11 protein-coding genes are annotated in these 11,879 nt (G+C 58.7%); 8 read left to right on the top strand and 3 right to left on the bottom strand.

Going from position 1 to position 11,879, the window contains the following annotated elements; genetic code table 11:
* Positions 1-61: 61 nt before the first annotated feature.
* Positions 62-2,113, bottom strand: coding sequence for a methionine--tRNA ligase (gene metG, locus ACZZ0A_RS19360; RefSeq protein WP_463543608.1), 2,052 nt, complete (start codon positions 2,111-2,113; stop codon positions 62-64).
* A 155-nt stretch (positions 2,114-2,268) separates the two neighbouring features.
* On the opposite strand from metG, the gene apbC reads away from it, so the two are divergent.
* Positions 2,269-3,363 carry an iron-sulfur cluster carrier protein ApbC gene (apbC, locus tag ACZZ0A_RS19355; RefSeq protein WP_007916614.1) on the top strand — a complete coding sequence of 365 codons (1,095 nt, stop codon included), beginning with the start codon at positions 2,269-2,271 and terminating at the stop codon, positions 3,361-3,363.
* A gap of 131 nt (positions 3,364-3,494) precedes the next feature.
* On the opposite strand, the gene ACZZ0A_RS19350 is transcribed toward apbC, so the two are convergent.
* Complete coding sequence (locus ACZZ0A_RS19350; RefSeq protein WP_463543606.1) at positions 3,495-4,253, bottom strand: SDR family oxidoreductase; 759 nt, start codon at positions 4,251-4,253, stop codon at positions 3,495-3,497.
* Between the two features lie 164 nt (positions 4,254-4,417).
* On the opposite strand from ACZZ0A_RS19350, the gene ACZZ0A_RS19345 reads away from it, so the two are divergent.
* The 4 genes from ACZZ0A_RS19345 (at position 4,418) to groL (ending at position 7,942) form a co-directional block, all read left to right on the top strand.
* Positions 4,418-5,149, top strand: coding sequence for a HugZ family pyridoxamine 5'-phosphate oxidase (locus ACZZ0A_RS19345; RefSeq protein WP_414917068.1), 732 nt, complete (start codon positions 4,418-4,420; stop codon positions 5,147-5,149).
* 65 nt (positions 5,150-5,214) lie between these two features.
* The gene (locus ACZZ0A_RS19340; RefSeq protein ID WP_095112323.1) at positions 5,215-5,691 is read left to right on the top strand and encodes an FxsA family protein; all 477 of its coding nucleotides are present in this window, start codon (positions 5,215-5,217) and stop codon (positions 5,689-5,691) included.
* 260 nt (positions 5,692-5,951) lie between these two features.
* The gene (locus ACZZ0A_RS19335) at positions 5,952-6,245 is read left to right on the top strand and encodes a co-chaperone GroES (protein ID WP_007916610.1); all 294 of its coding nucleotides are present in this window, start codon (positions 5,952-5,954) and stop codon (positions 6,243-6,245) included.
* Between the two features lie 50 nt (positions 6,246-6,295).
* A complete protein-coding gene (groL, locus tag ACZZ0A_RS19330) occupies positions 6,296-7,942 on the top strand; it encodes a chaperonin GroEL (protein WP_007916609.1) in 1,647 nt (548 codons plus the stop codon).
* A gap of 196 nt (positions 7,943-8,138) precedes the next feature.
* On the opposite strand, the gene ACZZ0A_RS19325 is transcribed toward groL, so the two are convergent.
* Entirely contained in the window at positions 8,139-8,882 is a 744-nt protein-coding gene (locus ACZZ0A_RS19325) for a phosphatase PAP2 family protein (RefSeq protein ID WP_007916607.1), read from the bottom strand.
* Positions 8,883-9,102: 220 nt separating this feature from the next.
* Here ACZZ0A_RS19325 and colR point away from each other — a divergent pair, with 220 nt between their 5' ends.
* The 3 genes from colR to ACZZ0A_RS19310 all read left to right on the top strand — a co-directional run bounded on the left by colR (position 9,103) and on the right by ACZZ0A_RS19310 (position 11,878).
* The gene (gene colR, locus ACZZ0A_RS19320) at positions 9,103-9,774 is read left to right on the top strand and encodes a two-component system response regulator ColR (protein WP_007916604.1); all 672 of its coding nucleotides are present in this window, start codon (positions 9,103-9,105) and stop codon (positions 9,772-9,774) included.
* Positions 9,774-11,048 carry a sensor histidine kinase gene (locus ACZZ0A_RS19315; RefSeq protein ID WP_007916602.1) on the top strand — a complete coding sequence of 425 codons (1,275 nt, stop codon included), beginning with the start codon at positions 9,774-9,776 and terminating at the stop codon, positions 11,046-11,048. The genes colR and ACZZ0A_RS19315 overlap by 1 nt, the downstream gene beginning before the upstream one ends.
* Positions 11,049-11,209: 161 nt before the next feature.
* Positions 11,210-11,878, top strand: a complete 669-nt coding sequence (locus ACZZ0A_RS19310; RefSeq protein WP_007916600.1) for a class I SAM-dependent methyltransferase — start codon at positions 11,210-11,212, stop codon at positions 11,876-11,878.
* Position 11,879: the final 1 nt, after the last annotated feature.

Genomic DNA, 11,879 nt, shown 5'->3' with positions numbered 1-11,879 from the left:
AGATATGAAAAATCCCACAGGCATGCCGGGCACGCCTGTGGGATCAATTGACCGCCAACTGTTACTTGATGCGCTGACCTGGCTTGGCGCCGCTGTCCGGGCTCAGCAGGTAAATCTCTTCACCGCCAGGGCCGGCCGCCATCACCATGCCTTCGGAGATACCGAACTTCATTTTCCGAGGCTTGAGGTTGGCGATCATCATCGTCAGGCGACCGTCGAGTTTGGACGGATCCGGATAAGCGCTCTTGATCCCGGAGAACACGTTGCGCTGCTCGTCACCGATGTCCAGCGTCAGGCGCAGCAGCTTGTCAGCACCTTCGACATGTTCGGCTTTGACGATCAGCGCGACGCGCAGGTCGATGGCAGCAAAAGCATCGAAGTCGATTTCCGGCGACAGCGGGTCCTTGGCCAGTTCGCCATTGCCCGCTGGGGCCGCGGCACCGGTGTCGGTCTGGCTGGCGGTGAGGTCTTCTTTCGAGGCGTCGCTCATGGCTTGTACTTTTACCGGGTCGATGCGGGTCATCAACGGTTTGAATTCGTTCAACTGGTGGTTGGCCAGCAGCGTGGTGTGGTCGTTCCAGGTCAGCGGGGCGACGTTGAGGAACGCCTCGGCATCGGCGGCCAACAGCGGCAGCACCGGTTTGAGGAAGATCACCAGTTGGCGGAACAGGTTGATGGCGGTGGCGCAGATCGCCTGGACTTCATCCTGTTTGCCTTCCTGTTTGTTCAACGACCACGGCGCCTTGTCGGCGATCCAGGCGTTGGCGCGGTCGGCCAGAGCCATGGTTTCACGCATGGCACGGGCGAAGTCGCGGGCCTCGTAGGCGTCGGCAATGCTTGGCGCAGCAGCGAGGAAAGCCTCGGTCAGCTCTGGCGCGGCATTGGTGCCGACCAGCAGGCCGGCGTTACCTTTCTGGATGAAACCGGCGCAACGGCTGGCGATGTTAACCACTTTGCCGACCAGGTCGGAGTTGACCTTCTGCACGAAATCTTCGAGGTTCAGGTCGAGGTCATCGACGCCACGGCCCAGTTTGGCCGCGTAGTAATAGCGCAGGTATTCCGGCGACAGGTGATCCAGATACGTACGCGCCTTGATGAAGGTGCCGCGCGACTTGGACATCTTCTGGCCGTTGACGGTCAGATAGCCGTGCACATTGATGCCGGTCGGCTTGCGGTAGCCCGCGCCTTCGAGCATCGCAGGCCAGAACAGCGCGTGGAAATTGACGATGTCCTTGCCGATGAAGTGGTACAGCTCGGCGGTGGAATCCTTGGCCCAGAACGCATCGAAGTCCAGCTCCGGCATGCGGTTGCAGAGGTTCTTGAAGCTGGCCATGTAGCCGATTGGTGCGTCCAGCCACACGTAGAAATATTTGCCCGGCTCGCCCGGGATCTCGAAACCGAAATACGGCGCATCGCGGGAGATGTCCCACTGTTGCAGGCCGGCGTCCAGCCATTCAGCGATCTTGTTGGCGACGGCGTCTTGCAAGGTGCCGCTGCGGGTCCAGGTTTGCAGCATTTCCTGGAAGTCCGGCAGTTTGAAGAAGAAGTGCTGGGAATCCTTGAGCACCGGGGTGGCGCCGGAGATGGCCGACTTCGGATCCTTCAGATCGGTCGGGGCGTAGGTCGCACCGCATTTTTCGCAGTTATCGCCGTACTGGTCTTCGGTACCGCATTTCGGACAGGTGCCCTTGATGAAGCGGTCGGCCAGGAACATTTTCTTTTCCGGGTCGAAGTACTGGGTGATCGAGCGCTGGGCGATGTGCCCGGCGTCACGCAGCTTGATGTAGATCTGGCTCGACAACTCACGGTTTTCTTCGGCGTGAGTGGAGTGGAAGTTGTCGAAATCAACCAGGAACTCGGCAAAGTCGGCGCTGTGTTCAGCCTGCACGTTGGCGATCAGTTGTTCCGGGGTGATGCCTTCCTTTTCCGCGCGCAGCATGATCGCCGAACCGTGGGCGTCGTCGGCGCAGACGTAAATGCATTGATTGCCGCGATGCTTCTGGAAGCGCACCCACATATCGGTCTGGATATATTCCAGCATATGGCCAAGGTGAATCGAACCGTTGGCGTAGGGCAGGGCGCTGGTGACGAGGATCTTGCGTGGTTCGGACATGTGGGGCTTCGCTACTTGATGAAACGGAGGTCGGCCACTATAAAGCGCCGGGCAAGATATTTCACCCCTGCAAATCGTTGCCGGGCATGCCGTCCGGAGGATAGAAGGGGTAGGATACCCGCCATCTTTTCCCAGTCTTGTTATCGGAGTTGCCCATGAGCGCCATCACTCGCGCAGCGGTGGAAGCCGTCCTCAGCCAATACACCGACCCTTACCTGAACCAGGACCCGGTCAGCGCCGGTTGCGTGAAGCACATCGAGATCGTCGGTGATCGCGTCAACGTGCAGCTGGAAATCGGTTATGCCGCTGGCCTGTTCAAAAGCGGATGGGCGCAAATGCTGCAATTGGCCATCGAGAACCTCGACGGTGTCGCGGCCGCGAAAGTAGAAATCAATACAGTTATCGCTGCGCACAAGGCGCAGGCGCAGATTCCGGGGCTGGCCAACGTCAAGAACGTGGTCGCCGTGGCCTCCGGCAAGGGCGGTGTGGGCAAGTCGACCACCGCCGCCAACCTCGCACTGGCCCTGGCCCGCGAAGGCGCCAAGGTCGGGATTCTCGACGCCGATATCTACGGCCCGAGCCAAGGCATCATGTTCGGCATCCCCGAGCGCACCCGCCCGGAGGTCAAGGATCAGAAGTGGTTCGTGCCGCTCAAGGCTCACGGTGTCGAAGTCATGTCTATGGCGTTTCTGACCGACGACAACACCCCGATGGTCTGGCGCGGGCCGATGGTCTCCGGCGCGCTGCTGCAACTGGTTACGCAAACCGCGTGGGGCGATCTGGATTATCTGGTCATCGACATGCCGCCAGGCACCGGCGACATTCAACTGACTTTGGCGCAAAAAGTCCCGGTGGCCGGCGCGGTGATCGTTACCACACCACAGGATCTGGCCTTGCTCGACGCGCGCAAAGGCGTGGAAATGTTCCGCAAGGTCAACATTCCGGTGCTGGGCGTGGTGGAAAACATGGCCGTGCACATTTGCTCGAACTGCGGGCATGCCGAGCATCTGTTCGGTGAGGGCGGTGGTGAAAAACTGGCGACCCAGTACGGCGTTGAACTGCTGGCTTCGCTGCCTCTGTCGATGCTGATCCGTGAACAGGCCGACGGCGGCAAGCCAACGGTGATCGCCGAGCCGGACAGCCAGATTGCCATGGTCTATCAGGAACTCGCCCGCCACGTCGGTGCGCGGATTGTGTTGCAGGAAGCGGCGACACCGGCGATGCCGAACATCACCATCAGCGACGATTGATGCATCAGCAACACCGATAACCCTGTAGGAGTGAGCCTGCTCGCGATAGCGGAATAACATTCAACAGATTTGTTGAATGAATGACCGCAATCGCGAGCAGGCTCACTCCTACATTTGTTTTGTGTTGGCAGTTAGATACGCAAGCCGCCATCCATCTCCAGAATCCGCCCGGTGTAGTAGTCGTTCTCGAAGATATACGCCGCCGAGTGTGCAATCTCTTCCGGCTTGCCCATGCGCTTGAGCGGGATCCCCGCGGTCATCTTCTCCAGCGCTTCCGGTTTCATGCCCAGGGTCATCTCGGTCTCGATGAAGCCCGGCGCGATACCCGCCACACGAATGCCATAGCGCGCCAGCTCTTTGGCCCAGGTCACTGTCGCTGCAGCAACACCGGCCTTGGCCGCCGAATAGTTGGTCTGGCCAACGTTGCCCGCACGCGAGATCGACGAAATATTGATGATCGCGCCAGTGTTCTTCAGCTCGACCATTTTTGCCGCCACTTCACGGGTGCAGAGGAACACGCCGGTCAGATTGACGTCGATCACCGCCTGCCACTGTGCCAGGCTCATCTTGGTCATTTCGCCGTCCTTGACCTTGAGCAGCAGACCATCACGGAGGATCCCGGCGTTGTTGATCAAACCGTGGATCGCGCCGAAATCAGCGGCGACCTGAGCGACCATGTGCTCGACCTGCTCTTCATTGGCCACGTTGCACAGATAGCTGCGCGCCTCGACGCCTTTGGCTTTGCACGCCGCGACCGCGTCGTCGAGCTTTTCCTGATTGAGGTCGACCAAGGCCAGCTTCGCGCCTTTGCCGGCGAAATACTCGGCCATCGAACGGCCCAAACCCTGGCAACCGCCAGTGATAATGATTACTTTGTCGTTGAGTTGCATTCGCATGCCCCGATAGCAGGTCTGAGTAGTTGTTGTTTTCAGCGACTCCCGATCTGCACCGGCCGTAGCTGGTTTGCACATGAGAATTGCCCGCTGGCGTGACGGGGACTTGATCCCGTGCGCCCGTCCGTTTTTTCGACGGATACTATTTAAGGAGTCATAAATTGAGCGTTGAAGTGGCGAAGAATGCCCGAGAATTGCTTCTCAAGGAATACCGTGGAGTGCTGTCGACCCACTCCAAATCGATGCCCGGTTTTCCTTTTGGCTCCGTGGTGCCGTACTGCCTGGACGAGCAGGGCCGGCCGCTGATCCTGATCAGCCGCATTGCCCAGCACACCCACAACCTGCAAAAAGACCCAAAATGCTCAATGCTCGTCGGCGAGCGCGAGGCCGATGATGTGCAAGCCGTTGGTCGCCTGACCTACATGGCCGAGGCGCAAAAGCTCGAAGACGTTGCCGCGATCGAAGCCGCCGCCGAGCGTTACTACCGTTATTTCCCCGATTCGCAGAACTACCACAAGGCCCACGATTTCGACTTCTGGGTGCTGACCCCGGTGCGTCATCGCTACATCGGTGGTTTTGGTGCGATTCACTGGGTCGATCAACTGACCCTGGCCAATCCGTTCGCCGGCAAGGCCGAGATCAGCATGGTCGAGCACATGAACAGCGACCACGGCAAAGCCATCGCGCACTACGTCGACCTCGCCGGTCTGCCGAAAACTGCGCCGGCGCAACTGGCCGGGATCGACACAGAAGGCATGCACCTGCGCATCGGTCAGGCGCTGTACTGGCTGCCGTTCCCAGCACCTTGTAATACGCCGACACAAGTGCGCGAAGCCCTGGTTTCATTGGCTCATGCCGAGGTCTGGCCAAAAAATGCTGTGGCCGACGCTTGAATTCACGAAAGGGCGACGTCATCTAAGGCTTACTGCAAGGCATTTCTTGCGTTGAGGAAACTTTGATGCGCCCTTTTCTGTTGCTCTTTCTGCTGTTTCCAGTGCTGGAGCTGTTCGTATTCGTCAAAGTGGCAGGGGCTATCGGGTTTTTCCCGGCCCTGCTGCTGATCATTCTCGGCTCGATGTTCGGTGTTTTTGTGCTGCGCGTCGCCGGTCTGGCCACTGCATTGCGTGCCCGTGAAAGCCTGAACCGCGGCGAACTGCCCGCACAAACCATGCTGGAAGGTTTGATGCTGGCATTGGCCGGTGGCCTGTTGATCCTGCCTGGCTTCATCAGCGACGTGGTCGGTCTGGTCATGCTGCTGCCAATCAGCCGTCGACTGCTGGCGAACAAAATGCGCCAGCGCGCCGAAGAACAGGCCATGCGTCAGCGTGCGTTCGCCGACGACCTGCAACCCCGTGGCGGTCCTGCACCGCGTCAGCCTCTGGGCCGCGAGGGTGATGTGATCGAAGGCGAGTTCGAACATCGCGACTCCAAGTAACATCTGCATTGACACGGCACCTTCGGGTGCCGTGTTCGTTTATGGGCTGCTTTTGTGCAACATATCGGTGAAAAATTTTTTGCCGCGCCCTTGTAATAAGCTTATGCGCCCTTATGTATCGGTCACCGAAAGGTTTCTGGCATTTGCGCCAGTCAGTCTTCCGCGTCTCGCTCGACGAGGCGCAACCGGCGAAGGCCGGATTTGTTAAACCCGCCGGGACTACACCGGCCGATGAAAACCACAATTAGGAGAGATCGACAATGAAGCTTCGTCCTCTGCATGACCGCGTCGTAATCCGTCGCAGCGAAGAAGAAAAGAAAACCGCTGGCGGTATCGTCCTGCCAGGTTCGGCTGCTGAAAAAGCCAACCACGGTGTGATTCTCGCTGTAGGCCCGGGCAAAGCTCTGGAAAACGGCGAAGTGCGCGCACTGTCCGTGAAGGAAGGCGACAAGGTTGTGTTCGGTCCTTACTCCGGCAGCAACACTGTGAAAGTCGACGGCGAAGACCTGTTGGTAATGAGCGAGAACGAAATCCTCGCTGTTATCGAAGGCTGATACCCCCGTTCATTTTCCCGCTACTACAAAGTATTTAAGGAATATCGATCATGGCTGCTAAAGAAGTTCTGTTTGGCGATTCCGCCCGTAAAAAAATGCTCAAGGGCGTCAACGTCCTGGCTGACGCAGTAAAAGCGACCCTGGGTCCGAAAGGCCGTAACGTGATCATCGAGAAGAGCTTCGGCGCTCCGACCATCACCAAGGACGGCGTTTCCGTCGCCAAAGAAATCGAACTCGAAGACCGTTTCGAAAACATGGGCGCGCAGCTGGTCAAAGACGTTGCCTCCCGTGCCAACGATGACGCTGGTGACGGTACTACTACCGCTACCGTTCTGGCTCAGTCGATCGTCAACGAAGGCCTGAAAGCCGTCGCTGCCGGCATGAACCCGATGGACCTGAAGCGTGGTATCGACAAAGCGACCATCGCGATCGTCAAAGAGCTGAAGAACCTGTCCAAGCCATGCGCTGACACCAAGGCCATCGCTCAGGTCGGCACCATCTCCGCCAACTCCGACAGCTCCATCGGCGACATCATTGCCGAAGCCATGGAAAAAGTCGGCAAAGAAGGCGTGATCACCGTTGAAGAAGGCACTGGCCTGGAAAACGAACTGTCGGTTGTTGAAGGCATGCAGTTCGACCGTGGCTATCTGTCCCCGTACTTCGTCAACAAGCCAGAAACCATGGTTGCCGAGCTGGACAGCCCGCTGATCCTGCTGGTCGACAAAAAGATCTCGAACATCCGCGAAATGCTGCCAGTGCTGGAAGCCGTTGCCAAAGCCGGCCGTCCACTGCTGATCGTTTCCGAAGACGTTGAAGGCGAAGCCCTGGCGACTCTGGTTGTGAACAACATGCGTGGCATCGTTAAAGTCGCAGCCGTCAAGGCGCCAGGCTTCGGCGACCGTCGCAAGGCCATGCTGCAGGACATCGCTGTTCTGACCGGCGGTACCGTTATCTCCGAAGAGATCGGCCTGAGCCTGGAAGCCGCTACCCTGGAAAACCTCGGTAGCGCCAAGCGTGTGACCATCTCCAAGGAAAACACCATCATCGTTGACGGTGCTGGCGTAGAAGCTGACATCCAGGCACGTATCACTCAGATCCGTGCCCAGGCTGCTGAAACTTCCTCGGACTACGACCGTGAAAAACTGCAAGAGCGTCTGGCCAAGCTGTCCGGCGGCGTTGCAGTGATCAAGGTTGGCGCTGGTTCCGAAGTAGAAATGAAAGAGAAGAAGGCCCGCGTTGAAGACGCCCTGCACGCAACTCGTGCAGCCGTTGAAGAAGGCGTGGTACCTGGCGGTGGCGTTGCGCTGATCCGTGCTCTGCAAACCCTGGTTGACCTGAAAGGCGACAACGCTGATCAGGACGTCGGTATCGCTGTTCTGCGCCGCGCTGTTGAAGCTCCGCTGCGTCAGATCGCTGCCAACAGCGGCGACGAGCCAAGCGTTGTGGTCAACGAAGTCAAGAACGGCAAAGGTAACTTCGGTTACAACGCTGCGACTGGCGAGTACGGCGACATGATCGAAATGGGCATCCTGGACCCAACCAAGGTGACTCGTTCCGCTCTGCAAGCTGCATCGTCGATCGGCGGTCTGATCCTGACCACCGAAGCGGCAGTAGCTGACGCGCCGAAGAAAGACGGCGCTGCTGGCGGCGGTATGCCAGACATGGGCGGCATGGGTGGCATGGGCGGCATGATGTAAGCCAGCCTTACCCCGTAACGCAAAACCCCGCTGACGCGAGTCAGCGGGGTTTTTTATTGCCTTTGATTTAGTGTTGGCGCAAGTCCGAGTAATCGTTCATCGCTGGCAAGCCAGCTCCCACAGTGATTCGAGCGTTCACAAAATGTGTGCTCGGCACCAACCCTGTGGGAGCTGGCTTGCCAGCGATGGCGTCAGATCAGGCGCTGACCGGTTGCGCCTCGACCACGGCCTCGGCTTTCACCGCCGGGCGATACAGCACCCAGTAATACGACCCCAGGCAAATCAGCCAGCAGAAAATCGCCGTCCACACGTTGTGCGAAAAGAAGTGCGCGCCCTGCATCATCCGGCTGATCGAAAACACCGACCCCAATGCGAAGGCAAAGATAAACGCCTGTCTGGCCAGACGCGGACGGCGATCACGCAGGACAAAGAACAGCGCAAACAAGGTGAAGCCCGTTGCTGCATGACCACCGGGCCAGCAGCGCCCGGGCTTGTCGGTCTGTGGGCGATGCTCCATCAGTTTGCTGTAGGTCTCATGGCCACCGAATTGCTCCAGGCTCCACGGGCACTGCACGGCAGTCACGGCTTTGACCGGAGTGACGAACGATGTCGCCAGGCCCAGCGAAAGTACCAGGCAACCCAGTTCACGCTTGAACGGTTTCAGCCTGGCGAGAAAAAACGAGCCGATAAAGCCGAGGATGGCCAACACCGAGAACGCAATGACCACCTGTTTGGCACGATCATGGAGGATGTCTTCAAGGAAAAAACTGTGTCGCCCGATAAAGTCGCCTGCGACCGGGTCGTAGAACAGTCTGGCCAGATCCATGTCCAGATCGGTCAGTTCGAGCAACACCAGAATGATTGCCGCGACGGTGGGTATTCCCAGGCAAAGCCAGAAGTTCAGCGGTCTGGAAACGGGGCGGGCAGAAGTCGACACCATGGGCAATTCCTTGGGTGTAAGTAGGATCTGAGGAGCGCAACCGCGCGGAGTCTGCGCGTCTATGCGTCGCTGATTTGTTAATCGAAAGTGAAAAAAACGTTGGCTGGAACAATGAACGTTTTTCTCGCGCAACAACCCAACGCACGCCTAGCCGTGAGCCACACTTGGCCGTAAGCTGCGCGGGCCAAGACGGCCGTTACCCCGTACGGAGGAGGTGCCCATGCGAATTCTATTGGTCGAAGACAACCGCGACATCCTGGCCAATCTGGCCGATTATCTGGGCCTCAAGGGCTATACCGTCGATTGCGCCCAGGACGGTCTGTCGGGCCTGCATCTGGCCGCCACCGAGCATTACGACCTGATCGTGCTCGACATCATGTTGCCCGGCATCGATGGTTACACTCTGTGCAAACGCCTGCGTGAGGACGCCCGTCGGGACACACCGGTGATCATGCTCACCGCCCGCGATCAACTCGACGACCGCTTGCAGGGTTTCAAGGCCGGGGCCGACGATTACCTGATCAAGCCATTTGCCTTGTCCGAGCTGGCTGCGCGGGTCGAAGCGGTGATGCGCCGTGCGCAAGGTGGTGGTCGCCGTGCGCTGCAGGTCGCCGATCTGAGCTACGACCTCGACACGCTGGAAGTGACCCGCGACGGCAAACTGCTGAAGCTCAACCCGGTCGGCCTCAAACTGCTCGCGGTGTTGATGCAGAAGAGCCCGCACGTCCTGCGTCGGGAAATTCTCGAAGAAGCGCTGTGGGGCGATGATTGCCCGGACAGCGACAGCCTGCGCAGTCACGTTCACCAACTGCGTCAGGTGATCGATAAACCTTTTGCCAAACCACTGCTGCACACTGTGCACGGCGTGGGTTACCGGCTGGCCGACGTGTAATGGAGTTCAGGCAAAGTCTTTCCCAGCGGATCATCATTGCTTTTGCCTTGATGAGTGCACTGGTGGCCGGCGCCTTCGCGATGGGCATCGTCGCGACCGTGCACCTGGTGGAAGAAAAACTGATTTCGGCGGGGCTGGGCGGCGACTTGCAGCGTCTGCTGCTGATGGACAATGTTTCGGACTGGAGCCATCGCCCGGAACCCGACCAGTTGTTCTATTTCAGTGGCGGGCCGGGCGATTTCGAGCTGCCCAAGGACCTGCGCCACCTCGATTCGGGTTTCCATGAAGTCTTCCGCGAGCAGCTGTCGTATCACGCGATGGTCGAGATCGTCGACGGTCGCCGTTACGTCTTGTTGCAAGATCAAAGCGATTTTGAAGAGCGCGAGCGCGTGCTGTTTGCAGTGGTCCTGGTGGGTTTTGTGCTCAGCCTGGCACTGGCGGTGTTCCTCGGCTGGGTGCTGGCGCGCAAGGTGATGGCGCCGGTGGTCCGACTGGCCCGGCAGGTGCGTCACCGTGACCAGTTACTCGGGTTGGCGCCGCCGTTGGCGCCGGATTACGCGGCAGACGAAGTCGGCGAGCTGGCGGTGGCCTTCGATGCCACATTGGGGCGTTTGCGTCAGGCGCTGACACGCGAACGCTTGTTCACCAGCGACGTCAGCCATGAATTGCGCACGCCGCTTATGGTATTGGCCAGTTCCTGCGAACTGCTGCTGGAAAACCCGGGGATCGACCAGCGTGGTCGTTCACAGGTCGAGCGAATTGCCCGCGCCAGTGAAGAAATGCGCGAATTGGTGCAAACCTTCCTGATGCTGGCGCGCGCCCAGCATGAAGATGCCGGCATGGCACTTCAGCAAAACCTCTCGCAAGTGGCCGAAGGCCTGTTGTGTCTGTGGCGTGGGCCGATCGAGAGCAAGGGCCTGAAACTGATCTTCGAACCTGGCAGTCCATCAGACATTCGCTACAACGCGACCCTGTTGAATGCCGTGATGGGCAACCTGTTGCGCAACGCGCTGCATTACACCGAAAGCGGCTTCATTCGCCTGACACTCACTGCCAACGGCTTCGCGGTGGAAGACTCCGGTGTCGGCATTCCGGAAGAAAAGCGCGAAGCCATGTTCGAGCCTTTCGTACGTGGCAGCGAAAAGCGTGGCGAAGGCCTGGGGCTGGGATTGTCGCTGGTGCAGCGGATCTGCGAGAACCAGGGCTGGACCGTCAGCTTGAGCACGATGGAGCCCAATGGCTGCCGCTTCGAGGTAGATCTGGGCAAAATCTGACGCACGGAGTGGCTCAATGCTACTCCCTCCTTCCTGTCTAAATCCTGTATAACGCTGTAATAATTTGTCTGTTTACCGGACATTTTTTTCACAAATGGATGACCTGACGCTGACACGCCGCTCCTTAAGGTGGTGACATCAGCAATTCAGGAGTCCAGGTGATGTCCGGTCCGATCAAACTCGATTTTTCCGAGAAGTACGACGATCAACACGCGCAGAAATATCTGCGCAAGCACAAAGAAAGTCTTGGACGGCGTCTCTCCCATTGGCGTGACGAACAGATGGCCCGCAAGGCGCTGGCGCTGGTTGGCGAGCCAGGGCTGGTGCTGGATCTGCCTTGCGGTGCCGGGCGTTTCTGGCCCTTGTTGGGCGAAAAGGCCAACCGGGTGATTATCGGTGCGGACAATTCCGAGTCGATGATCAAGACGGCCATGCAGTCGCAACCGGCCGATGTGGTGAAACGGGTACAACCCTTGCACACATCTGCCTTCGACATTGCCTTGCCTGACAACGCCGTCGACAGCATTTTCTGCATGCGTCTGCTCCACCACATCGGTGAAGCCGAGCATCGCCGGGCGATTCTGCGCGAATTCGAGCGCGTCACCCGCGACAGTGTGATCGTTTCGCTGTGGGTTGATGGCAACTTCAAAGCCTGGAAACGCCAGCGAGCCGAGCGCAACCGTGACAAACGCGAGTATCAGAATCGCTTTGTGTTACCGGCCGCTACGGTGGAAAAGGAATTCGAGGAGGCAGGTTTTCGGATTCAGGAACAACTGGACTTTATTCCGCTCTACGCCATGTGGCGGGTTTACGTATTACGCAAGAGGTAAC

This window comes from Pseudomonas sp. AC242 (assembly GCF_979258655.1).
Note: the sequence above shows the minus strand (reverse complement) of the source record. Positions and strands in the feature narration are given on the sequence as shown.

Coding starts and splice junctions, on each gene's coding strand:
- ACZZ0A_RS19335 (WP_007916610.1), top strand. CDS start 5,952: ATGAAGCTTCGTCCTCTGCATGACCGCGTCGTAATCCGTCGCAGCGAA.
- colR (WP_007916604.1), top strand. CDS start 9,103: ATGCGAATTCTATTGGTCGAAGACAACCGCGACATCCTGGCCAATCTG.
- apbC (WP_007916614.1), top strand. CDS start 2,269: ATGAGCGCCATCACTCGCGCAGCGGTGGAAGCCGTCCTCAGCCAATAC.
- ACZZ0A_RS19315 (WP_007916602.1), top strand. CDS start 9,774: ATGGAGTTCAGGCAAAGTCTTTCCCAGCGGATCATCATTGCTTTTGCC.
- ACZZ0A_RS19340 (WP_095112323.1), top strand. CDS start 5,215: ATGCGCCCTTTTCTGTTGCTCTTTCTGCTGTTTCCAGTGCTGGAGCTG.
- metG (WP_463543608.1), bottom strand. CDS start 2,113: ATGTCCGAACCACGCAAGATCCTCGTCACCAGCGCCCTGCCCTACGCC.
- ACZZ0A_RS19325 (WP_007916607.1), bottom strand. CDS start 8,882: ATGGTGTCGACTTCTGCCCGCCCCGTTTCCAGACCGCTGAACTTCTGG.
- groL (WP_007916609.1), top strand. CDS start 6,296: ATGGCTGCTAAAGAAGTTCTGTTTGGCGATTCCGCCCGTAAAAAAATG.
- ACZZ0A_RS19350 (WP_463543606.1), bottom strand. CDS start 4,253: ATGCAACTCAACGACAAAGTAATCATTATCACTGGCGGTTGCCAGGGT.
- ACZZ0A_RS19310 (WP_007916600.1), top strand. CDS start 11,210: ATGTCCGGTCCGATCAAACTCGATTTTTCCGAGAAGTACGACGATCAA.